Source organism: Neptunomonas concharum (assembly GCF_008630635.1).
GTDB lineage: Bacteria > Pseudomonadota > Gammaproteobacteria > Pseudomonadales > Balneatricaceae > Neptunomonas > Neptunomonas concharum.
Map to the genome: position 1 here is coordinate 3,535,185 of NZ_CP043869.1, position 26,808 is coordinate 3,561,992.

Genomic DNA, 26,808 nt, shown 5'->3' on the forward strand with positions numbered 1-26,808 from the left:
CGTAAACCTCGCTTAAAGCTCCGCTGCCAGTTTATCAACCAGCTTAGCGTGGGCTGCCTGGTCAACCGAAGTTTCAAGAATCTTTTCAGCACCAGCTACTGCAAGTACAGCAACTTGTGAGCGAAGTGATTCTTTCGCACGGTTAACTTCCTGTTCGATTTCTGCTTGAGCTGCTGCCTTGATGCGTTCCGCTTCTAGGCGCGCCTGCTCTTTGGCTTCGTCGACTAACTGGTTAGCCCGCTTATTAGCCTGTTCGATGATGGCGGCTGCTTGCTCTTTGCCCTCACGCAAGTTTTCAACGGCTTTCTCTTGTGCCAATTGTAAATCGCGCTGTGCACGTTCAGCAGCGTCCAGACCTTCTGCAATCTTCTTTTTACGTTCTGCTAGGGCATCCGTAATCGGCGGCCACACGTACTTCATACAGAACATAACGAAGATAGCGAATGCGATGGCCTGACCAATGATGGTTAGATTGATATTCACGCCATTACCTCTCGCTGTTAATTATTACGTAATAACTCAATGTAGATATTTCTATCTGGGAGTTACGCAACAGCGAACATCAAGTACATGCCAAGACCAACACCGATCATAGGTACCGCGTCTACCAGACCCATTACGATGAAGAAGTTAGAACGTAACAGAGGTACCAGTTCTGGTTGACGCGCAGCGCCTTCCAGGAATTTGCCACCTAGGTTACCGATACCAACAGCGGCACCAATTGCAGCAAGACCCATCAGGATTGCAGCAGCCAGGAATACTAAAGCGTTAGCCATTTCCATCAGTTTTTCTCCACTTAAAGTTTCAAAGTTAAAGTTTCAAAGTTAAAGTTAAATCTTTACGCTTAGGTAAAAGTTCAGTTAAACCCGTACACTATTTAGTGATCATCATGAGCCATAGCTAGGTATACAATTGTCAGTACCATGAAGATGAAGGCCTGCAATGTGATTACCAAGATATGGAAGATTGCCCAAGGCACAGACAACAACCATTGTGCCCAGAATGGTAACAATGCAATCAGGATAAAGATCATCTCACCTGCATACATGTTACCGAACAAACGAAGCGCCAGAGAGATTGGCTTAGCCAATAGACCAACAATCTCAAGGAACAGGTTAAATGGCAGGAACCACTTACCTAAAGGCATGAAAGAAAGCTCTGCTAAAAATCCGCCAACGCCTTTCTGTTTGATACTGTAATAAACGATCAGGAAAAATACGCTGAACGCCATACCCAAAGTCGCATTAGGATCGGTTGTTGGTACAATTTTCATGTAGCCAACGCCCATCTGTTGGGCAAAGAAAGGAATCCAGTCGATTGGCACCAAATCCATTAGGTTCATCAGGAAAATCCATACAAAAATCGTTAGCGCCAGAGGAGCGATAACCGGATTTTTGTAATGAAAGATGCTCTTAACGTTATCATCAACAAATTCGATGATTGTTTCGACAAAGTTTTGCATACGACCAGGTACACCTGCCGTTGCAGCACTTGCAACTTTCTTAAATAACCATATGAAAAACAGACCCAGACCGATAGACCAGAGCATAGTATCCACGTGAATTGCCCAGAATCCGAAATCCTCTGGCATGATACCGTTAGCGGTATCGACAAAGCGCCACATGTCAGTTTGCTCATGATAGCCAAATGTCAGATTCGTCAGGTGGTGGGATATATACTCTGAGGATGTTACTGTGTCGCCGCTACTAGCCATTCTCAGTTCTCTCGTTTCAAAGTTTAAGGAATCGGTAATCTATCTTCATCTGCAAATACCAGTTCAATATATGCAGCAGAATAAAGGTAAGAAATAAGGAAAATGGGCTCACCGTCGGAACTAAGATAAAGATCACCGCAAACAAGAGGATCGTTATCGCCATTTTCCATATTTCACCAATATACATATCCGCCAGTACTCCTCTAGGAGTGTTGCTCTGACGGCTTAAGACACGCCACGCAAAAAAGATATTAGGTAACAAGTACAACAAACCACCTAAAAGGGCTGAATACGCAGCTGTAATACTATAAAACGCTGCTAAAAAAGCGACAGCTACCGTAAAAGCTACCTGTATCTGGAAAATTCTAACCACCTTTTTATGAGTTCGTTTTACAAACTTGCTCTTAGGTGCTGTGTCTTTAGCGTCACTCACAGATACGTTCGATTTTTTGGCCCATTATACCTAATTTGGTGCAGCTCATCTTAATTCGCGTGCCGATTATATGGGGTAAACGGCACAGACTCAACCGACCAATAGGGGTTTTGCACTAATGTCTTAACAAAGATCACTCTAAAGAATGAAAAACATGCGCAAAGCCTAATTCAGCCCTTTACTCATCCCAATGTTTGTAAAATGGCCTCAAGGCTGTCAGGTGAATCAAATGCGATGGTTATTTTACCTTTGCCTTTGGATGTTTGGTTAATCTGAACTTTTGTAGACAAACGCTTGGACAGGTTACCTGCAATTTCTTCCAGTTGTGGATTAACCTCTTTGGGTTGTCTCGCCGGTTTAATCGGCTCCCCAGCTTGCCACTTTCTCACGAGTTCTTCTGTTTGTCTTACAGAAAGTGCTTTTCCAACCACCTCTTGGGCAGCTGCGACTTGTTGCTCATCTTCAAGCGCTAAAAGCGCTCGCGCATGGCCCATTTCAATATCACCATACTCCAGCATTTTTCTGACATCATCACTAAGCTTCATCAAGCGAAGCAGGTTAGCGACTGCAGAGCGGGATTTACCTACTGCGTCAGCCACTTCTTGCTGGGTTAACTCAAACTCATCCTGAAGCCGCTGCAAAGCGATCGCTTCCTCCATTGGATTAAGGTTTTCCCGCTGGATATTCTCGATCAGCGCCATAGCGATTGCAGCTTCATCGGGTACATCTTTTATGACTACGGGTATCTCATCCAGACCTGCCATTTGGGAGGCACGCCAACGACGCTCGCCTGCAATAATTTCGAAACGGCCGTTCTCTATGGGGCGAATAACGATCGGCTGCATTACCCCTTGTACTTTGATAGAGTTTGCCAGATCTTCTAATGCAGCAGGTTCGAGGTCTCGTCGAGGTTGATAACGGCCACGTTGAATATTGTGGACTGACATCAGTCGATAGCCGTCACCGTTATTAGCAGACACTTCCGCTTCTTCAGCAACTTGTGGTTCACTATTAACGCCAGCTAGCAGAGCGTCTAATCCTCGACCTAAGCCTCTTTTTTTAACCATTTTTTACTTCTTCCTGCTGCGCTTTTTGCTTTTCTTGAGCGGTTTTTCTGATGAGTTCACCAGCCAACGCAAGGTAAGCCATCGAACCACGAGAGTTTTTATCATAAAGTAACGCCGGTAATCCGTGAGAAGGCGCCTCGGCCAAACGGATATTACGCGGAATTACCGTGCGATAGACCTTATCACCAAAATACTCAACCAGATGATTGGAAACATCTTTTGTTAAACTCATGCGAGGATCAAACATTGTTCGTAAGATCCCTTCGATTTTAAGCTCTGGATTGAGTCGTTTGTTGATTTTATCAATCGTTCCTACCAATGCACTAATCCCTTCCAGTGCATAGTATTCACACTGCATCGGTATGATGACACCAGATGAAGCGGCTAACGCATTGACGGTTAGTAGATTCAAAGAAGGCGGATTGTCTAACAGAATAAAGTCATAATCATCGGCCACCTGCTCTAATGCCATTTTCAGCCGAAACTCCCGGCGAGGCATCTGAAGAAGCTCCACTTCAGCCGCTGTCAAATCACCATTGGAGCCGATAACGTGGTAGCCAACGTCTGTATCCGTGATCAGTGCATCTTTTATCTCTGTTTGACCTGTCAGAAGTTCATACGCTGAATTTTCTAATTCATGCTTATCAACACCACTTCCCATTGTGGCGTTGCCCTGCGGGTCCAGATCAACCAACAATACACGCTTTTTTGTTGCTGCCAGAGAAGCTGCCAGATTTACACAAGTGGTGGTCTTCCCTACGCCGCCTTTCTGGTTTGTAACTGTCAGAGTCTTTGCCAAGGTTATCTTCTCCCAAGTACCAACAAATGCCGCGCACCTTCTGTCCCCGGAACGTCCAGATTAAAACTGTTTTTCACTTCGTAAATATCGGGTAGCTGAGCCAGTTCATCATCAGGATAGACGCCTTTCATGGCAAGAAATACACCATCCGGGCGACATAACTGAGCTGTCCAGTGGATCATATCAGAGATTGAGGCAAAGGCACGGGATATCACTTCATTAAAAGGCTCGGCACTACATTGCTCCGCTCGTCCGTTGATCACAGTCAGGTTCGTCAACCCCATTTCGACTTTCACCTGATTCTGAAAGCGTGTTTTTTTACCATTGCTGTCGAGCGTCGTTATCGCCAAATCAGGACGACAGATCGCTAATGGAATCCCTGGCAGTCCCGGACCACTACCTACATCAATAATTCTGGGGCCTTTGACATAAGGTAAAACACTCAGGCTATCGACCAGGTGACGGGATACCATCTCCGCTGGATCCCTAACTGCAGTCAGGTTATAGGCTTTATTCCATTTTACGAGCAATTGCAGATAGGTTATCAGACTATCGATCTGCTCATCCGTGAGCGTCAATGCTAAATTATTCGTATGCTTGACCAGTAGATCACGCTCTTGTGTCAAATCCATTAAGCCTGCACCTTCTGCTGCTTCTTAACCATCTGTCTCTTTTTCAGGTGAATGAGCAGTAACGAGATCGCTGCAGGTGTCATTCCTTGTATTCGTGCTGCCTGAGCAATAGACACCGGCTTTTGCTGTTGTAACTTACTTTTCAGCTCATTAGAGAGCCCACCCACACCATCGTAGTCGAAGTCTTCAGGTAAAGCGGTATTCTCTTGCTGACGCATTCGCTCAATATCATCAACTTGGCGGCTTATGTAGCCGTCATATTTGAATTGTATTTCAACCTGCTCGGCAACTTGTGGATCATCAGAAGCGACTTCCCCTTTTAGACAGGCTACATCGTTATAGGTAAGTTCAGGGCGTTTAATAAGATCAGCTAGATTGTACTCACGTGTCATTGGTGAAGAGAGCTTATCTTTGATTTTTTCAGCTTCTGGTGTGCCTGGCTGTATCCATGTGGTCTTTAAACGTTGTTGTTCTAAAGCGATAGCCTCGCGCTTTTTACAAAAAGCGGCCCATCGTTCATCACCCACTAAGCCCAGTTCACGGCCTTTTTCTGTTAGTCGAAGATCCGCATTATCCTCACGCAGAATCAAGCGATATTCAGCTCGGCTGGTAAACATACGATAGGGTTCTGACGTGCCTAAGGTGATTAGATCATCAACCAAGACGCCAATATATGCTTCATCACGGCGAGGGTACCACTGGGTTTTGTCTAGTGCTCTGGCTGCTGCATTGAGTCCTGCCAGTAGCCCTTGTGCCCCAGCTTCTTCATATCCGGTTGTGCCATTGATTTGGCCCGCAAAATAGAGCCCATTGACATGTTTGGTTTCTAGGGTGTGTTTTAGATCTTGCGGATTAAAAAAGTCGTACTCAATAGCATAACCCGGGCGCAGTATATGTGCGTTTTCAAAACCTCGAATGGAACGAACCGCAGCTAACTGAATATCAAAGGGTAGGCTGGTTGATATGCCATTAGGGTAAAGCTCATTCGTAGTTAAACCCTCTGGCTCGACAAAAATCTGATGCTGATCCTTGTCGGCAAAGCGCATAATTTTATCTTCGATGGAGGGGCAGTAACGAGGACCAACACCTTCGATGACTCCCGTATACATGGGGGAGCGATCTAAACCTGAGCGCAGAATATCATGAGTACGCTCGTTAGTATGTGTTATGTAACAGCTGATTTGGCGAGGATGTTCAGCTAAAGAACCCATAAAGGACATAACCGGAGTGGGCGTATCCCCTGGTTGCTCTTGCATCACAGAAAAATCAACGCTGCGGGCATCTATACGCGGTGGTGTACCTGTTTTTAATCGCTCTACACGAAATGGTAGCTCACGAAGCCGCTTAGCTAAGGCTATCGATGGTGGATCACCTGCACGACCACCCGAGTAATTATCCATACCAATATGGATAACACCGCCTAAAAAGGTACCTGCGGTTAGAACCACCTGCTCTGCAAAAAAGCGAATACCTGCTTGTGTAACCACTCCTTTAACTTGATCTTGTTCAACAATTAAATCATCTGCGGCTTGCTGGAAAATTGACAGGTTAACTTGATTCTCGAGTATTTCACGGATTGCTGCTTTGTAAAGAATACGATCAGCCTGAGCCCTAGTAGCACGAACAGCCGGTCCTTTTCGGGAGTTAAGTACCCTAAATTGAATACCACCCTTATCGGTTGCTCTAGCCATTGCGCCATCAAGTGCATCTATCTCTTTAACAAGGTGGCTCTTGCCAATACCGCCAATGGCTGGGTTGCATGACATTTGCCCTAGGGTTTCGATGTTATGGGTAAGCAATAAGGTTTGTGCACCCATTCGTGCAGCTGCTAAAGCAGCCTCAGTGCCAGCATGGCCACCACCAATAACAATGACATCAAAACGATCAGGATAGTCCACTCACTTACCTCAATTAAAATCGAATCTACTTCTTAATCAGAAGTTTGGCTGAAAAAGGGGAATGCATTATACAGCGCAAGTGAAGTAGAAGAAATGTATAAAAAATGATCAATGTTATTTTTGGTCTTTTTGCTTATTAATAAAAAGAAAGAATATATGAATAAATATATAAGATAGTTATTGTAGTTATTATTAGGTAAGGCCTTTTATGTATATAAACCATAAAATTCCTTTAATTACATTATCTTATGTGATTTAAAACTAGGCCTTTAAGCTGTCAAGCAACACTGCTTAACCCGTTTATAAGGTGTGTGTAAAACAACACTTTATGCACAGGGGTAATTATACACACCCTTACTATGAATAACTTCACCTATTGAAACAGATGTTATGCACAAGCAAATAATTTAATGAAAAGTTAGGGATAGATGTTGGAGTAATGTGTGAATAAATCTGTGTAAAGTGTTGATAGTTTGCTTCCACTGATTTTTACACTTATTCAGGTAGTATTTCGCTAATGAGAGATGTTAACACTGGATAACTCTGGAGTATCTATAAATTTAACATTAAAAACAAATAGTTACTTTTGTATATAAGTTTTAATGTGAGTATCTTTTGTGAATTTAATTGTGAATAACTCGTATTTTATCCCCACAAATCGTGGATTTTTAAAAGAAAGGATATGTCCACAGTGCTACGAACATACCCTCAACATTCAGGCTTTAGGGGTTAAGGATCATATCTGATGCTTTTTCTGCGATCATGACTGTGGGGGAGTTGGTATTTCCTGAGGTGATTGTAGGCATGACGGAGGCGTCAACGATTCGAATGCCTGACAAGCCCCTCACTTTTAATTGATGGTCTACAACGGCATTATCATCTTGCCCCATTCTGCAGGTTCCTACCGGATGGAAGATCGTGGTTGCTATATCACCAGCAGCCTTGATGAGAGCTTCATCACTCTGAATATCGATACCGGGCTTAAACTCTTCGGGTTTAAAAGGTTGTAAAGCATCGGCTTGGCAGATACGCCGTGTGAGCTTTAAAGCATCGGCGGCGACTTGCTGATCTTCAGGATGACTCAGGTAATTAGGCTGTATTACAGGATGATCATAAGGGTCGATAGAGCGGATATGGACACTACCACGACTCTTTGGTCGTAAGTTGCAAACCGATGCGGTGATAGCGGGGAATGGGTGTAAGGGGTCTCCAAGCTTATCGCAGCTAAGTGGTTGAATATGGTACTCCAAGTTAGCCGTTTCATAGTGTGTAGAGCTTTTGGCAAAGCCACCTAATTGGCTAGGTGCCATGGCTAGCGGACCACGACGATGTATCGCGTAGTTCCATGCCATTTTAACTTTTCCAACCAGACTGTTTGCTTGCTCATTTAAGGTGGTTGCGTTAGATACTTTAAAGACTGCACGCACTTGAAGATGATCTTGTAGGTTCTCACCTACACCAGGTAATGGGTGTAAAACGTGAATACCTTTTTCTCTTAAGTAATCTGGATGGCCGATGCCGGATCGTTCAAGAATAGCCGGCGAAGCCACTGCCCCTGCGGCGAGAATAATCTCTTTTCGGGCTTTGGCATAACTTGGAATGCCCTTAATATCAAAAGCAATCCCCTTCACCTTTTTGCCTTCAAGATGCAGACGATCTGCGTGGGCATGGGTAATAACAGTGAGGTTCGGACGATTCTTTACTGGCTGCAAAAAGCCACGAGCGGTTGACCACCGTTGGCCGTTTTTCTGATTGACCTGAAAGTAACTGAAACCTTCGTTATCGCCGGTATTAAAATCCTCTATGGAGGGTATACCCGTTTGAGCAGCAGCACTGCGGAACTTATCAAGAATTACCCAAGAGAGCCGCTGCTGATCGACACGCCACTCACCGCCTGCGCCATGCATCGGCGAGGCTCCTTGATAATGATCTTCGGATTTTAAAAAGTAAGGTAATACGTCATCCCAGCTCCACCCCTCGTTGCCTAGGCTCGCCCAGTGATCATAGTCTTGCTTTTGGCCGCGCATGTAGATCATACCGTTAATAGAGGAGCAACCGCCGAGGACTTTACCGCGAGGGTAGTTAAGTGCCCTACCGTTTAAGCCCTTATCGGGTTCTGTTTTGAAACACCAATCTGTTCGAGGGTTGTTCATGGTGTAGATATAGCCGATCGGTATATGGATCCAAGGATAGCTATCTGTCCCACCCGCCTCTAGTAATAGAACTTGGTTATTAGGGTCTGCTGAAAGGCGGTTTGCCATTACACAACCGGCAGAACCACCACCGACGATAATATAGTCAGCTTGATATTCGCATGGGTACATATGCTGTTCCTTTGAGCCATATATGGCATTTTTATTTTTATTCTTAGAAACTTTGTATCAATTTTTTGTGTATAAAAACAGAGTGATGTTGCTTTTTGATGACTAGGGTAGCTTGTTGGCTATCCAATCAGCGAGCTGTGACCGCTGTAGCTCTGTCATCTGTGTTTTGTTCATAAACGGCATATCTTTACTCATAATCACGCGAGCCTGAATGCGAGGTAGCCAGTTGAGAATCTCTTGTTCTGTATCATAAGTAACCCCGGCTGGCGCAACGGTGAAAACATCGTCGCTGGGAGATTGGCTATGGCAACTAGCACACTTATCTTTAATCAGGGCGATAGCTTGACGATCACTAAGCCGTTCAGTCGTTGTGTTTTGTGCGGTGGATTGTGGCATCAATACCCATGCAAGTGCGGCAAAGGCCACAAATGCTGAGATAAGAATCCAAGGTTTCACCACGCCTTGGTGGCGCAAATTAAAAAAGTGCCTTGCCCAAGCGGTGATCAGAATGATGCAACCAAGCACTAGCCAGCCGTACTCATGACCATAGGTCATAGGGTAGTGATTGCTTAGCATGATAAAAAGTACAGGCAAGGTCGCATAATTATTATGTACTGAGCGTCGCTTTGCATTGAGGCCAAAGCGTGGATCTGGAGTTTCACCCTTCTCGACCGCTGCTACCAATGCCCGTTGGGAGGGCATAATGACGGTCAGTACATTTGCAGCCATACAGGTACCGATTAATGCGCCAATATGAAGGTAAGCTGCCCTATCGCTAAATATGTGGTCTAGGCCCCAAGCGAGCAGCGTGAGAAGCACCAGCATCACCAAGCCAAACCCTAAGCCTGATTGGATTAAGGGAGAGCGACAAGCAGCCTCATAAATAACCCAGCCTCCTGCCAGTGTCGTCAGGCTGATTAAGATAGCGGTGGTTTGGCTAAGGTCCACCTTGTTAGGATCAATAAGGTAAGCATCAGCGCCGATATAATAGATCAAAATAAGCAATAAAAAGCCGGTGATCCATGTGCTGTAGGCTTCCCACTTAAACCAATGAAGGGTGTCAGGTATCTGTTCGGGTGCAAGACGATACTTTGCGACCTCATAAAAGCCCCCTCCATGTATTGCCCATAGATCGCCACTAACCCCTTTGTCTTGCTTCCATTTAGGAGGTGTTTGCAGGGTGTTATCGAGCCAAATGAAGTAGAAGGAAGCCCCTATCCAGGCGATTGCGGTGACTACGTGCAAAAAACGTAGTAATAAACTGATCCAGTCGTTTAAGTAAGGATCCATTTTCCTGCCTCATTTTGAGCCACTATCATGATAAAATGTGTTTTTGAGGTGCACTGGCCGATTTATTAAAAGGCTTGTTATCATCTATGGCTTGTAAATAACTAATTGTTTTTTAATAAATTTTAGATATTTTCTGCCAAATTAATTATGCAGAAAATTTAGCTAAGTTACTCAAAAACTTGTCTTATTAGTCAGCTTTTGCATTAATTCTGCCATTGTGCCCCAAAAATAAGAATAATTTTTTGACTAGATGGCCAGTTATTTGCTTTCTACTGAAGAGCAAAGGTGTGGTGGCTAGCCACAACGCGTAACGGCTTTAATGGTCAGATGAGGACGCGAATGAAGACTCCCTCGGTAGAGATAAAACCAGACCGCCCAAAGCGACTGGTCATGAAAGGTATTACAAAACAGTATCCCGGCTGTTTAGCAAATGATCGAGTCGACCTAGACATCGGCCCCGGTGAGATACATGCATTGCTAGGTGAAAACGGTGCGGGTAAAAGTACCCTGATGAAAATCATCTATGGGGTGGTTAAACCGGATGCTGGGGAGATGATCTGGGAAGGTGAACCAGTTCGCATCAAAGATCCCGCCCAGGCGCGTCAGATGGGTATCGGTATGGTGTTCCAGCATTTCTCTTTGTTTGAAACGCTCACGGTGACCGAGAATATCGCTTTGGCATTGGGCGATGAAGCCCGTGATCTAAAAGCATTAGCTGAAAAGATTCGTACCGTATCAGCGCGATACGGTATGGCATTGAACCCTGAAAGACCTGTTCATACCCTGTCGGTAGGAGAGCGGCAGCGTGTCGAAATTGTACGTTGTTTAGTGCAAGACATTCGCTTATTGATTTTGGATGAACCAACCTCTGTCTTAACACCTCAGGAAGTCACGACCCTCTTTGTAACCTTGCGCCGGTTAGCCGAAGAAGGCTGCAGTATTCTATTTATTAGCCACAAATTAAATGAAGTAAAAGCACTTTGTCATCGTGCCACGATTTTGCGGGGTGGGCGTGTTTCTGGTGCTTGCATACCATCAGAAGAAGAGCCTTCGAGCATGGCACGTATGATGGTAGGTGATGAAACCCCTATCAGCATGGATTATGAGAAAGTACTGGGCCAGAACGTCTTTTTGCAAGTTAGAGGCCTGAATCGTATCTCCCATGATCCCTTTGGTGTTGATTTAAAACATATCAATCTGGATGTTCATGCCGGTGAAATTGTTGGTATAGCGGGTGTGGCGGGCAATGGCCAAGAGGAGTTGTTAGCAGCGCTTAGCGGTGAAGATACGGTTGAAAACCACGATGCTATTCATTTTCCATCAGGCCCAGTAGGGCATCTTTGCCCAGAGCAGCGTCGCCGCCAAGGGTTGGCCTTCGTTCCGGAAGAACGACTCGGACGAGGGGCGGTACCGGATATGAGCCTGAAGGATAATGCTCTGTTAACCGGCTTTCTTACCGGGCTAGTGAAAAAAGGGATGATTGATCATGCTGGCACAGAAAGCTTTGCCAAAAAGATTATTAAGCAGTTCAAGGTAAAGACGCCTAATAGTGAAACCCATGCCAAGAGCCTTTCGGGTGGTAACTTACAGAAATTTATTATTGGGCGTGAAATCATGCAAAAACCCCAACTTCTTATTGCGGCGCATCCTACGTGGGGGGTAGATATTGGCGCAGCAACCGCGATCCACCAAGCCTTAATCGAATTGCGTAATCAAGGCGCTGCAATTTTAGTGGTATCAGAAGATATTGATGAGTTATTCCTGATATCTGATCGCTTGTGCGCAATTTGTGATGGCGAGTTGTCGCCCATCAAGCCAACGCCTGAAACAAGCCTTGAAGAGGTAGGTCAATGGATGGCTGGTGTTTTTGATCCAGACACGGCGTCTGCCGCTGTATCCCATTAAGGAGACGCTATGTTATTTAAATTGGAACCACGGGGTGAGCACTCCCGCACAATGGCTTACCTGTCTCCGATATTGGCGGGTGTTCTGACATTATTAACCAGCAGTGTGTTTTTCTATTTGCAAGGGCATGATCCTATTCATGCATTAAAAACCATGCTGTATACCCCTATCTCTGATACCTACGGGCTAGCAGAGTGGTGTGTGAAAACTGCTCCTATTCTCTTGTGTGCGATTGGTTTAGCGGTGGTTTTTAAAGCACAAGTGTGGAACATCGGTGCTGAAGGCCAACTATTAATGGGTGGTTTGGCTGCCAGCGCTTTGGCGGTCAATATCACAGAAATAGAGAGCTTTTGGGCCTTACCTGCTGTCTTACTCTGCGGTATTGCCGGAGGGGCACTTTGGGCGCTATTAGCTGCGTGGCTGAAGACCCGCTTCAATGCAAACGAAATTCTCACTACGATCATGTTCAACTATATCGCGCTCAATTTGTTGATCTACTCTGTACATGGACCGCTCAAAGACCCTAACGGTTTTAACTTCCCCGAATCGGCGATGTTTGGTGAAGCTTCGCTGCTGCCGGTTCTGATAGAAGATACGCGAATCCATGCCGGTATCCTATTTGCTCTGTTCGCTGTAGTGGCGGTGTGGGTGTTATTAGCGAAAAGCTTTATGGGCTTTCAGATTAAAGTGCTGGGATTAGATGCCAGTGCAGCAAAACTGGCAGGCTTTAAGCATAAGCGCTTGATATGGATTACTCTGCTGATCAGTGGTGGACTTGCAGGATTAGCCGGTGCTGGAGAGGTCGCGGGCCCTTTAGGCCAGCTGGTACCACAAATCTCCCCAGGTTATGGGTATGCAGCAATCATTGTCGCGTTCTTAGGGCGCTTACATCCGGTGGGTATTCTTTTTGCCAGCTTATTAATGGCTTTGATCTATATGGGCGGCGAGATGGCGCAAATTGAGTTAAATATGCCGTTGGCAATCACTGGCCTTTTCCAAGGCATGTTGCTTTTTTATCTATTAGCCTGTGATGTGTTGATCGGCTTCAAAATTAAATTTCCTTGGTTAAAAAAATCGACTAGCCCAGTGGCAGGCGCGGAGTAAGACGATGGATATTGATCTGATAACAAATGTACTTTACGCCATGGTCCGTACTGGAACACCCTTGTTGATTGTTGCCCTTGGGGAGATGGTCTGTGAAAAAAGTGGTGTGCTAAATCTGGGGCAGGAAGGGATGATGCTGATGGGTGCGGTCGCAGGATTTATCGCCACCTTACTGACCGGTAATATCTTCTTTGGTTTTATGCTGGCGATTATTGCTGGAATTTTAATGTCTCAACTATTTGCCGTGATTGCCTTAGGGCTAAGTGCAAACCAAGTGGCGACAGGCCTTGCTCTTACCATTTTTGGCACGGGGTTATCGGCTTTTATCGGGTCTGATTTTGTGGGTAAGCCGATTGATGGTTTAAACGCGATTGCGATCCCTGTTCTTAGCGACATCCCTGTCATTGGTAAAATGCTGTTTGCTCAGGATCTGATCGTCTATCTCTCATTTGGGCTATTCGCTGCTGTTTATTGGTTCTTCCGTAGTAGTCGAACAGGATTGATTGTTAAAGCGGTTGGAGAGAACCCCGATGCTGCGAATGCGATAGGCCTGCCCGTTATGCGCACGCGCTATTTAGCCGTTGCCTTTGGGGGGGCGATGGCTGGTTTAGCGGGAGGCTATCTATCACTGGCCTATACACCACTTTGGGCTGAGAACATGACGGCAGGTCGTGGCTGGATTGCGCTGGCTTTGGTGGTATTTGCCAGCTGGCGTGCAGAGCGTGTCTTGTTGGGCGCTTACCTGTTTGGTTTAGCCAGTATCTTGCACTTAGTCGCTCAGGGGTTAGGTTTTGCCGTCTCCCCTAACCTATTGGCAATGCTGCCTTATGTCGCAACGGTATTTGTGTTGGTGATGCTATCCCGCAATCAGAGCCGCAGCAAACTGTTTGCTCCGGTGTCGTTAGGTAAGCCTTTCCATGCTAGCTCTTGATATCAGTATGGCCTAATCATAGCGGGGTAAACTAACCCCGCTATACCCACCCTGAAAAATATAGATTAGATATATGAAACCACAGCGTATTTGGATTAAAGACCCTCTGGCTATATTAGTTGACTCGAAAGTCAATGCGGAGGCTGGTTTGGTCATTGAAGGGGATACCCTTGTTGAGTTAGTGGCGCGTGGTGCCACCCCTGCTGAGCCAGTTGATCAAATAGTAGATGCACGGGAACATGTGGTTTTACCTGGCTTAATCAACACCCATCACCATTTTTATCAAACGCTCACTCGCGCTTATCCTGATGCGCTCAATAAAGAGCTGTTTCCTTGGTTAAAGACGCTTTATCCACTATGGGCCGGATTGGAGCCAGAGATGTTGGCATCAGCGTCACGCTTAGCGATGGCGGAGTTGATGTTATCGGGTTGCACGTTAGCAGCAGATCATCATTATCTCTTTCCTGAAGGGATGGAAAACGCCATTGATGTGCAGGTAGCAGAGGCGAATACACTGGGAATGCGTGCCATGTTCACCCGAGGCTCGATGAGCTTAGGGGAGGATGATGGCGGCTTGCCTCCGCAGACCACTGTACAAACTGAGCAACAGATACTGGATGACAGCGAACGCTTAATTAAGCAGTATCACCAGCGAAATGATGGCGCCATGATCCAAATCGCTCTGGCTCCCTGCTCCCCCTTTTCGGTCACCCCAGAGATTATGAAAGCCAGCGCCGCGTTATCTGAAGCGTTTGATGTACGCTTGCATACGCATCTGGCTGAAACTCTAGATGAAGAAGCATTTTGCCAACAGCGCTTTGGTATGCGCACGGTCGATTATTTAGAGAGTGTTGGCTGGTTAAATAACCGCACTTGGTTGGCACACGGCATCCACTTTGATAATGAAGAGATCAATCGTCTTGGTGGCGCTGGCGTAGGTGTTTGCCACTGCCCTACCTCCAACATGATGCTGGCTTCAGGCATTGCCCGATGTAAAGAGCTGGAAGCCGCCGGCTCGCCTGTAGGGTTAGGTGTCGATGGTTCAGCCTCTAATGACGGCTCCAATATGATCATGGAAGTCAGGCAAGCACTCTATCTGCAACGATTACGCTATGGATCTGCGGGTGTGATCCACTTTGATGCATACCGATGGGCGACGCAGGGCTCTGCTCGTGTGTTGGGGCGCTCGGATGTTGGGGAACTAGCGGTCGGCAAACAGGCAGACCTTGCTATGTTTAAGCTGGATGAACTGAGATTCTCAGGCAGTCATGACCCTCTGGCCGCGCTGCTGTTATGTGGCGCTCATAAAGCAGATCGTGTGATGATTGCCGGGAAATGGACAGTTAAAGAAGGCGCTATTGTTGGACTAGACCCTGATGCGCTGATGGCCGAGCACACAAGGCTTGCAAAAACATTGGCTCGCAAACTATTAGGCTAGAAAATCCTGACTATTAGGTTATGATTTGTCCATTAATTCACGTTATTGTCATGATTTAGTGGCAGGCGCGAAGCTTATTTGAAAAGAGGAACAATCTATGGCGCACCTGCCTTATAGCAAAGACTTTCCGGTATCGTGGGATGAGCTACATCGTAACTCCCGTGCCCTTTCATGGCGCTTGCTCGAACTAGGCCCTTGGAAAGGCATTATTGCCATCACCCGGGGTGGGCTCGTACCGGCGGCAATATTGGCACGAGAATTGGATATTCGTTTGATTGATACCGTATGTGTAACCAGCTATGGCGCAGCCAAAGAGGGAGACGCTGCGATGCACCAAGGCGAGCTGAATGTACTCAAGTCCGTTGAAGGTGATGGTGAAGGTTTTCTGCTGGTGGATGATCTGGTCGATACAGGAAAAACCGCAAAATTCGTGCGAGAGATGTTACCCAAAGCCCACTTTGTGACCTTATATGCCAAGCCGGCGGGCCGCCCCTTAGTGGATACCTACGTTATGGAAGTCAGCCAAGATACGTGGATTCGTTTCCCATGGGATATGGAGTATGCTTTTTCTACGCCGCTGGCTGATCGTGCCAATAGCTAACAAACAAGATTGTTTAACGAGGACGATAAAATGAAAAAACCGGTGTTAAAAAAAATCCTAACGGGCCTAGTGGCAGGCCTAGGTCTGGCGGCAACCCTATCCGCTCAAGCTGCTGATCCATTTAAAGTGGGTTTTGTCTATGTTGGCCCTATTGGTGACCATGGTTGGAGCTACCAGCATGATCAGGGGCGCCTAGCGGTGGAAAAACATTTTGGCGATAAAGTGAAGACCACATATGTTGAGAACGTACCTGAAGGTGCGGATGCTGAGCGTGTAATCCGTAACTTAGCCAAAACGGGTCACGATCTGATCTTTACAACCTCGTTTGGATTTATGAACCCAACGCTGAAAGTAGCGAAGCAGTTTCCAAAAGTGACCTTTGAGCACGCAACAGGCTACAAGCAAGCGAAAAACGTCGGTACCTATATCTCTAACACCTATGAAGGCCGCTATGTAGCAGGTTTTGTGGCTGCAAAAGTTACCAAGTCGAACAAGATTGGTTACATCGCCTCTTTCCCAATCCCTGAAGTGATCCGTGATATCAACGCGGTACAGATGGCATTGAACAAGTACAACCCAGAAGCTGAGCTAAAAATTATTTGGGTAAACAGCTGGTTCGACCCAGGTAAAGAAGCCGATGCGGCAAACGCGATGATGGACCAAGGTGTGGATGTGATTTTGCAACACACCGACAGCCCAGCAGCGATGCAAGCGGCGGATCGTCGTGGCGTCTTTGCGGTAGGTCAGGCATCTGATATGTCTAGCTTTGGCCCTAAAGCTCACATCCTATCTGTGGTTGACGAATGGTCTCCGTTCTATATCAAACGTACTCAGCAGGTTATGGATGGTACGTGGAAGTCAGAAGATCACTGGGGAGGCATGACTGAAGGTGAGATCGTCATTCCTGAGTTCACGAATATCCCAGAAGAGGTTGCTACAGAAGCTCAAGCGATTATTGATGCTATCAAGTCGGGCAGCTTCCACCCCTTCACAGGACCAATTAAGAACCAAGCCGGTGAGCTGAAAGTTGCTGAAGGTGAGATTCTGCCACACGGCGAAATGGCGAGCATGAGCTGGTACATTGAAGGCGTTAAAGGCGATATTCCTAAGTAATATTGTTAATGAACCAGAGGGGCTGGGCTACAGCCCCTTTATGATGAGTGGAGGATCGTTATGAGTATGCAGGACTTTATTCATCAACTCCACAAGGCTGAACTGCATATGCACCTAGAAGGCAGCCTTGAACCCGAACTCATGATGCAGTTGGCAGAACGCAACAGCGTCCAGCTGCCCTATCAAACCGTTGAAGAGGTACGTCGCGCTTATCAGTTTAGTAATCTGCAGGATTTTCTCGACATCTATTATCAGGGTGCAAGTGTGCTGCAAACCGAAGAGGACTTTTCTGATCTGACATGGGCATACCTGCGAAAATGCAAAGCACAAGGCGTGGTACATACAGAACCTTTCTTTGATCCGCAGGCCCATACGCAAAGAGGTATCCCGATAGAGGTGGTGATCCGAGGAATTGATCATGCACTGCAACGGGGTAAAGCGGAGCTAGGGGTGAGCAGTTACCTTATTCTCTCGTTTTTACGCCACCTATCTGAAGAGGAGGCTTTTGCCACCTTCGAAGCGGCCTTACCGTTTGGCGACAAGTTTATCGCCGTGGGGTTGGATAGTTCAGAACTCGGGCACCCACCAGAGAAGTTCCAACAGGTATTTGCTAAAGCTCGGGCCGAAGGTTTTAAAGCGGTTGCCCACGCCGGTGAAGAAGGCCCGCCTTCATACGTGTGGGGCGCGTTAGATCTTTTAAAGGTTGATCGGATTGATCATGGGGTTCGCGCGTTTGAGGATGAACGCCTCATGCAAAGATTGATTCAGGAACAGATCCCTCTAACCGTTTGCCCGTTATCCAATACCCGCCTAAAAGTATTTGCTGAGATGCGCCATCATACCCTGCTAGAAATGTTGGACAGGGGTGTTATGGTAACTGTTAATTCGGACGATCCTGCTTACTTTGGTGGGTATCTTGTAGAGAACTTTATGGCACTCCATGATGCTTTAGATCTGACCTGCGAACAGGCGAAGCAGTTAGCAGCTAATAGTATTCGTGCCAGTTTCCTCCCCGATAGTGATAAACAGAAGTACATTACTCGCACCCAGTCACAATTCGTGTAAATTTGGATCGATGTAAGCGCTCACTTCCTCTATGGAATAGAAATAGTGAATAACAGCAGTAGTCGCCTGCCCTACTTAGTCATGGCGGTTATGTCCGCTATTTTGATGGGCACCATCGGTGTTATCTCAAAATATGCGCAACTGAGTGCTGAAACTATCACCTTTTATCGGTTGTTTTTCGGTGGTGGTTTGATGCTGTTATTTCTGCTTCTGACCCGTAAAGCCCACCTGTTAAAACAGTGGCCGTCGTGGCAAGTTTTATTAAACGGCGTGTTTCTAGCAGCGTTTATCGTTTTCTACGTTCAGGCAATGAATTATACCAGCATGGCGAATGCCATTATGATGGTTTATCTCGCACCGGTAGCCGCTTCAATCGTTGCTCATTTTTTTATGGGGGAAAGGCTCAATCGTAGCTCCGTCGTACTCATATTATTGGCGCTATTTGGCTTTGCCATGATGATGGAGTTTCGCTTGGAATTTAGCGATGGCTCAGATGACGCCGTTGGATTAGGCTTCGCTGCATTGGCGCTCTTCACCTATGCGGGCTTTATTTTGGTGAACCGTACAATCCCCGCCGGTGTTCATGTTTATACCCGCAGCTGGTACCAATTAATGGTTGGCGCGCTTTGCATACTGCCTTTGATGCTACAACACGCTGAGCCGATTAATAGCACCCAGTGGGGCTGGTTATTAGCAGCAGGTTTATTGCCTGGTTTTCTGGCTATTTTGTTTGCCGTGATTGCATTGCGTGAGTTGCCTGCCGCGACCTTTGGCACTCTCGCCTATATGGAGCCGATTGCCGTGGTGAGTTTTGGCTGGATTCTGTTTGCGCAAACACTTTCGTGGCTACAAATATCAGGCTGTTTGTTGATTATATTATCGGGTGTAGTGCAGGCTATTTTAATGCAGCGCAGAATTGACCGTCTGGCGGCAGCTTAATCTTTAGGTTACTGTGGCGGCTCTTCTTTTGGATGTTGTGATCTAACCATGAATAAACAGCCCTTTTACGAACTAACCCCTGATACCGTGATCGATGCGGTGGAATCACTGGGCTATCTCAGTGATGGTCGCATCATGGCACTCAATAGCTATGAGAACCGGGTTTATCAGGTCGGAATCGAAGAAGAAACGCCGCTGATTGCCAAGTTTTACCGGCCTGAGCGTTGGAGCGATGAGCAGATAAAAGAGGAACACCAGTTTATGTATGAGCTGGTGGAGCAAGAACTATCCGTTGTTGCGCCGATGCAGCAAGCGAATGGTGAAAGCCTGTTTAGTTTTCAGGATTTTCGTTTTTCATTGTTTGAACGCCGTGGTGGTCGAGCCCCCGAATTGGATGATCCAGAACACCAATTTCAGCTAGGGCGAACCATTGGGCGAATTCATCAAGTGGGTCAATCTCGCCCCTTTATTCATCGGCCTACGCTAGATATTCAAAGCTATGGCATCGATAGCGCTGACTTTATCAGCCGGGAATTTATCCCTTCGACGCTGAAGAATGCTTACGATAGCCTTACAAGTGACTTGCTTCGCGAAATCGATAGTGCGTTTAAGCGTGCCGGTGATGTTAAACAGATACGTGTGCATGGCGATTGTCATGCAGGCAATATACTTTGGCGAGACGATACCCCTCACTTTGTCGACTTTGATGATGCGCGTATGGCACCTGCCGTACAGGATGTGTGGATGTTTCTGACAGGTGATCGCCAACAGCAACAACTACAAATCGGCGAAGTGATCGAAGGCTATAACGAGTTTGCGGATTTTGATCCGCGGGAACTGCATCTGATCGAAGCGCTACGGACACTGCGGATGATGCACTATGCTGCTTGGATTGCCCGCCGTTGGGATGATCCCGCCTTCCCCCACAACTTCTCTTGGTTTAATACTGAGCGTTACTGGGGTGAACATCTCTTGCAGTTGCGAGAGCAGTTTTCTGCCCTGCAAGAGCCGGTATTAAAGTTACGCTGAGGTAGCGAGTGTCTCATTCTCAGAGCCAAACAGAGCCGGTAAGCCCGCGCTTCTTTCCCCTCGCGGGTGGCTTGTTGTTTTTGATGATTACCTTGTCAGTGCTGGCAGGGCTAACCGATGCGCTACCCAGTTGGTGGGCAGGGCTGTGTGGCTGGTTAGCGGCATTACTGCTGCTCAGTCGTGTGCGGCGCATGCAGTTGCTGCAATCCGGTGTGATGCTATTGGTAGGCGTTAGTTGCTTACTGTGGGGGTTGTCTGAGGCTGATGCAATAACCCTCTGGCTAAAAGCGCTCAGTGCTAATCAGGCTTTGGTCACCATGTTGGCGGCTGTCAGTTTCTTGAGATTAGTGGCCGCCTCCCAGATGCAAGGTGAACGGTCTGAGCCGCAAGGCGTTAAAGCATTTTGGAAAACCCTGTTGGGCGTTCATCTATTTGGCGCGGTGATCAATATATCGGCGATGGTGATTATGGCTGAGCGTCTAAGCCAGCGACAGCCATTAACAATGACACAGGCCGCTACCCTCTCGCGAGGGTTTGGCACAGCGGCGCTCTGGTCGCCGTTCTTTGCAGCCATGGGGGTAGCCCTGACGAACTCACCCGGCGCACATCTGTTTATTCTGGCGCTAGCGGGTTTGCCTATAGCCGTCTGTGCTCTGTGGATAGGTGGATCTGACATGGCGAAAGATGCGCAAATAGAAGCCTTTAAGGGTTATCCGTTGGATCTCTCTGCTCTATGGATCCCTTCTTTGCTAGCACTTTTCATCATGATAGGTCATTTTCTTCTACCGACAGTTCCTGTTCTGACATTGATTTCATTGGTGTCTATTTTGCTGCCGTTACTTATGCTTGCGCGCATCTCGATTCAGCAACGGGGAACATCCCATGGGCTCTCGGCTTATCGGCATCATATATTGCATGTAATCCCGAACATAGGGTCTGAGCTGTTACTGTTTCTTTCGGCAGGTGTGCTTGCTGTTGGGATTGGGGCTTTAGTCAGCACTACGCATTTTTCACTTGGCCTCACTGTGTTTAGTGCTTGGCATGCCTGTGGCTTATTGGTGATCTCGCTACTCCTATCGATAATGGGAGTACACCCGGTTATCACTATAGCCACGGCAGGAGGTTTGCTGGCGAATTTAGATACATCACCTGATCTGCTGGCAATGACCTTTTTAATGTGCTGGTCAGGCGGGGTGATTGGTTCTCCCTTATCGGGTATGCATTTGACGTTGGCGGGGCGTTTCAATGTCAGTAACTACACGTTATTTATGAGAAACCGCCTTTTTAGCATTAAGTTTCTGTTATTGCAGATTATTTTTCTGCATCTTTATGAACAGGCTAGCCTGTTTTAATACCCTTTACCGTGCACATGCGTTGGCCGGTAACCATAAAGCTGTTATTCCCGATATGAAATTTGTCTGTTTAGTCCCTCGCAACCCTGAGACTAATGGCTTACTGTAGAGTCTACTAATGTAAGCATGATGGTTTTTTGAGAGGTTAACAATATGAGCGACACCACGACTTACACACCACCCAAGGTTTGGACATGGGAAGCGCCTAGCGGTGGCCAGTTTGCGAATATCAACCGGCCAATCTCGGGAGCAACTCACGAAAAAGAACTCCCCGTTGGTGAACACCCGCTACAGCTCTACTCCATGGCAACCCCAAATGGGGTGAAAGCGACCATTATGCTCGAAGAGTTATTAGAACTCGGCCACGCTGGCGCGGAATATGATGCCTGGCTGATCCGTATTGGTGAGGGGGATCAATTCTCCAGCGGTTTTGTGGATATTAACCCAAACTCTAAAATCCCGGCGCTGGTGGATCACAGTGGCGATACGCCAATTCGCGTGTTTGAGTCGGGTTCTATTTTGCTCTACTTAGCCGAAAAATTTGGCGCGTTTTTGCCAACGGATACCGCTGCCAAAACCGAAGTGATGAACTGGTTATTCTGGCAAATGGGCTCTGCACCCTACCTTGGCGGCGGGTTTGGCCACTTTTATGTTTACGCGCCAGAAAAGTTTGAATACCCCATTAATCGTTTCACGATGGAAGTCAAACGCCAGCTACATGTGCTGGACACGGCACTAGCTGAACGACGCTATATCGCAGGAGATGAATACACGATTGCCGACATTGCCATCTGGCCTTGGTATGGCGCGTTAGTACAAGGTACTGCTTACAATGCGGCGGAGTTTTTATCTGCCCATGAATACACCCACCTACAGCGATGGGCCGCTGAGATCGGACAACGCCCTGCCGTCATTCGAGGCCGCAAAGTGAACCGTACGTGGGGAGATGAGTCCGAACAAGTGCCAGAACGGCACAGTGCTTCAGATCTGGAAAAGTAGCATACTCAGCGGAATGTTACTTCCCAATACAGAAGCTCGAAAAGATTCTCCCTAGCAGGTCATCGCTGCTGAACTGGCCGGTGATTTCGCCAAGGGCGTGTTGTGCTTGGCGTAGGTCTTCGGCTAATAGTTCACCTGCCCCATGGAATGTTAGCTGTTCACGGCCGGTTTCAAGGAGTTGGTGGGCGGTATTGAGTGCTTCTAGGTGGCGACGACGGGCTAAAAATCCGCCTTCGGTGGTGGCTTGGTAGCCCATGCATTGTTTGAGGTGGTCGCGTAGTTGCTCAACGCCTAGATCGGCTTTTGCTGATAGGTGAATCAGTGGGTAGCCATGGGCTTCTGTTATGCCGATGGTTTCGCCACTTAGGTCGGCTTTGTTGCGAATAACGGTGATCTTGCTGTCATCTTGCAACTTATCGACAAATTCCGGCCAGATTTGATGGGGGTCGTCGGCGTGGGTTTTCGTGCTGTCTACCATCAAGAGCACACGGTCTGCTTTTTGGATCTCCTCCCATGCGCGTTGAATACCGATGCGTTCTACTTCATCGGGTGCGTCACGTAGGCCTGCCGTGTCGATAATGTGCAGTGGCATCCCGTCGATATGGATATGCTCGCGTAGTACATCTCGGGTTGTGCCTTCAATATCGGTGACGATAGCGGTTTCTCGCCCTGCCAGTGCGTTGAGTAAGCTGGATTTACCGGCATTGGGGCGGCCGGCGATAACCACACTCATCCCCTCTCGGATCAAGCTGCCTTGCTTGGCTTCTTTTTGTACCGCTTCGAGATTGGTAATAATGCCGTTTAGGTCGGTGAGTACCTTGCCATCCGCGAGGAAGTCGATCTCCTCTTCGGGGAAGTCGATGGCTGCTTCTACATAAATACGTAGCTGAATCAGGGACTCCACTAGCGTATCGATACGCCGGGAGAATTCTCCCTGTAATGAGCGTAGCGCGCAGCGTGCGGCTTGTTGAGAGGCGCTGTCGATCAGGTCTGCAATGGCCTCTGCTTGGGTTAAATCCATTTTATCATTAAGGAATGCCCGCTCTGAGAACTCACCCGGGCGCGCTAAACGAGCCCCTAGCGCTTGTACCCGTTGCAGTAGAAAATCCATCACGATCGGGCCGCCATGACCTTGTAACTCTAGAACATCTTCCCCAGTGAACGAGTTAGGGCCTGGGAAAAACAGTGCGATCCCTTCATCCAGCTCCTGCCCTTGTTCATCTTGGAATGCGCCATAGTGTGCATATCTGGGCTTAGGTAGATGGCCTAGCATCTGCTCTGCAATGGCTGCCGCTTTCGGGCCTGATACACGTACTATACCAACGCCACCTCGTCCGGGTGCAGTGGCTTGGGCGGCAATGGTGTCTTGGGGTGTCAGGCTCATAGGGGCTCCCTTACTCTTTTTGCGTTGCTACCATTGAAAAAGGCCCCCGCAGGAGCCTTTTCGTGGTGCCTATGCGTATCTTATGATCCGCTTGGCGCCGCTTCAATCTGTTTGTTGATCACATATTGTTGTGCGATCGACAGAATGTTGTTCACTACCCAGTACAGCGTCAAACCAGCAGGGAACCACAAGAAGAAGAACGTAAACATGATAGGTAGCATCTTCATGATCTTCGCCTGCATTGGGTCTGGCGGTGTCGGGTTCAGCATCTGCTGAATAAACATACTCGCACCCATAATGATTGGCAGGATGAAGTATGGATCTTTTACCGAAAGGTCGGTCAGGTAGAGGAATTCAGCGTGGCGAAGCTCTACAGCTTCCATCAGTACCCAGTACAGTGCAATGAAGATTGGCATCTGTGCCAGAATTGGCAAACAGCCACCCAGCGGGTTGATCTTCTCTTTCTTGTAGAGCTCCATCATTGCTTGGGACATCTTCTGGCGGTCATCGCCGTAGAGTTCTTTCAGGCGAGTCATCTCTGGGCCAAACTTACGCATCTTCGCCATTGATTTAAAGGCTTTCGCATTGACCTGAAAAAGTGCTGCTTTAACAAGAACAGTGATGCTAATAATTGCCAAGCCCCAGTTACCCAGTATGCCATATAGCCACTTGAGTACAGAGTACAAAGGAGTTGCAATCCACCATAACCAACTAAAATCAAGAGTTAGGTCTAGCTCTCTTCCAGGGGCTGCGGCTTCCATTTGCTCTTCATCTTTAGGGCCTACAAAGAAAGAAGCGCTAATAATTTTCTCTTCACTTGGTGAAACGCTTAGAACTGGAGAAACAAAACCAACAATGTATTTATCATGTAGTTTACGGCTGCTGTAAGTGTACTCTGCCCCGGGTGAGGGAATCCACGCACTAATAAAATAGTGTTGTACCATAGCAACCCAACCATCTTGTGACGTCTGTTTAAACTGGGCTTCATCTATATTGTCAAAGTCATACTCTCTATACTTTTCCTCGGATGTAGAGAAAGCTGGCCCTAAGTAAGATTGCATACCCATATCGGTAGAGGCATTCGGGTCGGCACTACGGTCACGCTTGATCTGGCCAAACAGGTTCGCTTGGAAAGGTGCAGCAGATTGGTTGTTAATGATGTAGTTCAGATCGATGGTGTAAGCACCTTGAGTAAAGGTGTAGCGCTTGGTGATCTGTACGCCTTGTTTATCAGTAAATGTCAGGTCGACATTCACAGATCCGCTCTCATCTACCACATATTCAGATTTTTCTGCGCGGTAAGTCGGGCGGCCTTCTGGATTCGCGTCTGGGCCATTTGGGCCAACGAGTCCACTTTGAGATACATAGACACGGTTAACGGTTTGCTCAAGCAGCACAAAAGGCAGATCACTATCGATGCTGGCTTTGTGAGCAGGCAGTGCAACCTGAATGATGTCGCCGCCCTTGGTGTCGATCAGCACATCCAAAACATCGGTTTTAACGCTGATTAACTGGGCTTGTGCATTACTAACACTTGAGGTTGTCGCCGGGATATCTGCTGGTGTTTTGCTATCGGCGGTTGGCAGGTCGCTGTCGCTACTTGCTGCAGCTGTGCTGCTGCCATAGGCAGAAACTGAGGCTACGGGCGCTTGTGCCGTTTGTGGCTTGCCGTAATCTTCATTCCACTGCAATACCAGCATGTATGAGATAAGCGCCAGTGCGGCAACCAATATGACTCGCTGTACATCCATAGGTTTGGGACCGTTAATCTTGCTTGTTAAGAGTTTGTTTCGCTCGTTTATTCAGCCTTGACCAGCACTTCTTAATAAGTGGCTGCAAGTCAGCTGATTCCATATCTCCAAGCCCTGGGCGCGCCAAGACGATCATATCGACCGCAGGAAGATTATGTTGATTCAGGCGAAAAGACTCGCGAATGATACGCCGAACGCGGTTACGTTTCACTGCTCTGCGCACATTTTTTTTAGAAATGACAAACCCAAGGCGCGGGTGGCCGAGTTCGTTAGGGCGGGCAAGGATAAGAATCTTCTGATCCGGTACCTTAATTAAAGCCTTATCAAATACAAACTGAAAATCCCCGGCAGTTAACAGACGTAACTGTCGGGGATATTCGAATTCGGTCATTTAATTAACCAGACCAGGCTGCATACCTAAAATTAGGCAGACAGACGCTTACGGCCTTTAGCGCGACGACGGTTAATGATCGCGCGACCACTTTTTGTAGCCATACGAGCGCGGAAGCCGTGTGCACGGGCACGTTTTAAAACGCTTGGTTGAAATGTTCTTTTCATCAGTCAGTCCTACTTAACGCTTGTTTCTGTGCTCGGTTATTAGCTGGCTGAAGCCTACAGAGCAAAAATGAAGACGCGAGATTCTAGAGAATTTGAACGGCCTTTTCAAATGCTTTTTACAAAGAGTGCGCGATTAATTGTTATGAGTGAGTGGTTTTGGTGCTGGGAGTGGCAAAAGGCAATTTTTAACATGATTTCTGAATAAAAATGTTCATAACATCAATATTTCAATATTTTCATATGTTTATGTTGTGTATAAGTCTATTGATAGGCTGTATATTGTTTGTTTATAAGCCTTTTTTGCTGGTAAATGGCTACAAAACCACCCTGTTTGGCAATAAATAAAAATATTGAAATAAAACCTAAAAATTATTTCTGTTAGTATGTGGATAACTGATGTGGATCAATGTAGAATCACCCACATATAACAGTTACTTAAGTGTAAAGCGTTGGTTAAACGGGTTTGAGACGACGGAGACTTT

Annotated in this window: 25 protein-coding genes; 11 read left to right on the forward strand and 14 right to left on the reverse strand. The window is 47.1% G+C overall.

Going from position 1 to position 26,808, the window contains the following annotated elements:
- Nucleotides 1–12: 12 nt before the first annotated feature.
- The 10 genes from F0U83_RS16800 to F0U83_RS16845 form a co-directional block, all read right to left on the reverse strand.
- Nucleotides 13–483 (reverse strand): F0F1 ATP synthase subunit B, encoded by a 471-nt coding sequence (locus F0U83_RS16800; RefSeq protein WP_138985893.1) that lies wholly within the window; start codon nt 481–483, stop codon nt 13–15.
- 62 nt (nt 484–545) lie between these two features.
- A complete protein-coding gene (atpE, locus tag F0U83_RS16805) occupies nt 546–782 on the reverse strand; it encodes a F0F1 ATP synthase subunit C (protein WP_138985894.1) in 237 nt (78 codons plus the stop codon).
- A gap of 95 nt (nt 783–877) precedes the next feature.
- Nucleotides 878–1,714 carry a F0F1 ATP synthase subunit A gene (gene atpB / locus F0U83_RS16810; RefSeq protein WP_138985895.1) on the reverse strand — a complete coding sequence of 279 codons (837 nt, stop codon included), beginning with the start codon at nt 1,712–1,714 and terminating at the stop codon, nt 878–880.
- Nucleotides 1,715–1,730: 16 nt separating this feature from the next.
- On the reverse strand, nt 1,731–2,147 hold the full coding sequence (locus F0U83_RS16815) for an ATP synthase subunit I (RefSeq protein ID WP_138985896.1): 417 nt from the start codon (nt 2,145–2,147) through the stop codon (nt 1,731–1,733).
- A 182-nt stretch (nt 2,148–2,329) separates the two neighbouring features.
- Entirely contained in the window at nt 2,330–3,214 is an 885-nt protein-coding gene (locus tag F0U83_RS16820; RefSeq protein WP_138985897.1) for a ParB/RepB/Spo0J family partition protein, read from the reverse strand.
- Nucleotides 3,207–4,013, reverse strand: a complete 807-nt coding sequence (locus tag F0U83_RS16825; RefSeq protein WP_138985898.1) for a ParA family protein — start codon at nt 4,011–4,013, stop codon at nt 3,207–3,209. Before F0U83_RS16825 ends, F0U83_RS16820 begins: the two co-directional genes overlap by 8 nt.
- A 2-nt stretch (nt 4,014–4,015) precedes the next feature.
- Nucleotides 4,016–4,645 carry a 16S rRNA (guanine(527)-N(7))-methyltransferase RsmG gene (gene rsmG / locus F0U83_RS16830; RefSeq protein WP_138985899.1) on the reverse strand — a complete coding sequence of 210 codons (630 nt, stop codon included), beginning with the start codon at nt 4,643–4,645 and terminating at the stop codon, nt 4,016–4,018.
- Nucleotides 4,645–6,543: a tRNA uridine-5-carboxymethylaminomethyl(34) synthesis enzyme MnmG gene (mnmG, locus tag F0U83_RS16835; RefSeq protein ID WP_138985900.1), complete on the reverse strand. Its 1,899-nt coding sequence runs from the start codon at nt 6,541–6,543 to the stop codon at nt 4,645–4,647. The genes rsmG and mnmG overlap by 1 nt, the downstream gene beginning before the upstream one ends.
- Before the next feature lie 722 nt (nt 6,544–7,265).
- Complete coding sequence (locus tag F0U83_RS16840; protein WP_138985901.1) at nt 7,266–8,867, reverse strand: GMC family oxidoreductase; 1,602 nt, start codon at nt 8,865–8,867, stop codon at nt 7,266–7,268.
- Between the two features lie 102 nt (nt 8,868–8,969).
- On the reverse strand, nt 8,970–10,157 hold the full coding sequence (locus F0U83_RS16845; RefSeq protein ID WP_138985902.1) for a urate hydroxylase PuuD: 1,188 nt from the start codon (nt 10,155–10,157) through the stop codon (nt 8,970–8,972).
- A 339-nt stretch (nt 10,158–10,496) separates the two neighbouring features.
- Here F0U83_RS16845 and F0U83_RS16850 point away from each other — a divergent pair, with 339 nt between their 5' ends.
- The 11 genes from F0U83_RS16850 (at nt 10,497) to yghU (ending at nt 22,633) form a co-directional block, all read left to right on the forward strand.
- The gene (locus tag F0U83_RS16850) at nt 10,497–12,062 is read left to right on the forward strand and encodes an ABC transporter ATP-binding protein (RefSeq protein WP_138986649.1); all 1,566 of its coding nucleotides are present in this window, start codon (nt 10,497–10,499) and stop codon (nt 12,060–12,062) included.
- A gap of 9 nt (nt 12,063–12,071) precedes the next feature.
- On the forward strand, nt 12,072–13,166 hold the full coding sequence (locus tag F0U83_RS16855) for an ABC transporter permease (protein ID WP_138985903.1): 1,095 nt from the start codon (nt 12,072–12,074) through the stop codon (nt 13,164–13,166).
- Between the two features lie 4 nt (nt 13,167–13,170).
- The gene (locus F0U83_RS16860; protein WP_138985904.1) at nt 13,171–14,097 is read left to right on the forward strand and encodes an ABC transporter permease; all 927 of its coding nucleotides are present in this window, start codon (nt 13,171–13,173) and stop codon (nt 14,095–14,097) included.
- Nucleotides 14,098–14,170: 73 nt separating this feature from the next.
- Nucleotides 14,171–15,535 (forward strand): 8-oxoguanine deaminase, encoded by a 1,365-nt coding sequence (locus F0U83_RS16865; RefSeq protein WP_138985905.1) that lies wholly within the window; start codon nt 14,171–14,173, stop codon nt 15,533–15,535.
- 97 nt (nt 15,536–15,632) lie between these two features.
- Complete coding sequence (gene gpt / locus F0U83_RS16870) at nt 15,633–16,136, forward strand: xanthine phosphoribosyltransferase (protein WP_138985906.1); 504 nt, start codon at nt 15,633–15,635, stop codon at nt 16,134–16,136.
- Between the two features lie 30 nt (nt 16,137–16,166).
- A complete protein-coding gene (locus tag F0U83_RS16875; protein ID WP_138985907.1) occupies nt 16,167–17,249 on the forward strand; it encodes a BMP family ABC transporter substrate-binding protein in 1,083 nt (360 codons plus the stop codon).
- Between the two features lie 66 nt (nt 17,250–17,315).
- Entirely contained in the window at nt 17,316–18,314 is a 999-nt protein-coding gene (locus F0U83_RS16880; RefSeq protein WP_138986650.1) for an adenosine deaminase, read from the forward strand.
- A gap of 45 nt (nt 18,315–18,359) precedes the next feature.
- Nucleotides 18,360–19,253: an EamA family transporter gene (locus F0U83_RS16885; RefSeq protein ID WP_246077562.1), complete on the forward strand. Its 894-nt coding sequence runs from the start codon at nt 18,360–18,362 to the stop codon at nt 19,251–19,253.
- 48 nt (nt 19,254–19,301) lie between these two features.
- On the forward strand, nt 19,302–20,282 hold the full coding sequence (locus F0U83_RS16890) for a serine/threonine protein kinase (RefSeq protein WP_138985908.1): 981 nt from the start codon (nt 19,302–19,304) through the stop codon (nt 20,280–20,282).
- An 8-nt stretch (nt 20,283–20,290) separates the two neighbouring features.
- Nucleotides 20,291–21,634, forward strand: a complete 1,344-nt coding sequence (locus F0U83_RS16895) for a hypothetical protein (protein ID WP_138985909.1) — start codon at nt 20,291–20,293, stop codon at nt 21,632–21,634.
- 153 nt (nt 21,635–21,787) lie between these two features.
- A complete protein-coding gene (yghU, locus tag F0U83_RS16900; protein ID WP_138985910.1) occupies nt 21,788–22,633 on the forward strand; it encodes a glutathione-dependent disulfide-bond oxidoreductase in 846 nt (281 codons plus the stop codon).
- Between the two features lie 16 nt (nt 22,634–22,649).
- Here yghU and mnmE read toward each other — a convergent pair whose 3' ends face one another.
- The 4 genes from mnmE to rpmH form a co-directional block, all read right to left on the reverse strand.
- Nucleotides 22,650–24,017, reverse strand: coding sequence for a tRNA uridine-5-carboxymethylaminomethyl(34) synthesis GTPase MnmE (gene mnmE, locus F0U83_RS16905; protein WP_138985911.1), 1,368 nt, complete (start codon nt 24,015–24,017; stop codon nt 22,650–22,652).
- Between the two features lie 80 nt (nt 24,018–24,097).
- Nucleotides 24,098–25,768, reverse strand: coding sequence for a membrane protein insertase YidC (yidC, locus tag F0U83_RS16910; protein ID WP_138985912.1), 1,671 nt, complete (start codon nt 25,766–25,768; stop codon nt 24,098–24,100).
- Nucleotides 25,769–25,781: 13 nt separating this feature from the next.
- The gene (gene rnpA / locus F0U83_RS16915) at nt 25,782–26,159 is read right to left on the reverse strand and encodes a ribonuclease P protein component (RefSeq protein ID WP_138985913.1); all 378 of its coding nucleotides are present in this window, start codon (nt 26,157–26,159) and stop codon (nt 25,782–25,784) included.
- Nucleotides 26,160–26,191: 32 nt separating this feature from the next.
- Nucleotides 26,192–26,326, reverse strand: coding sequence for a 50S ribosomal protein L34 (rpmH, locus tag F0U83_RS16920; protein WP_138985914.1), 135 nt, complete (start codon nt 26,324–26,326; stop codon nt 26,192–26,194).
- Nucleotides 26,327–26,808: the final 482 nt, after the last annotated feature.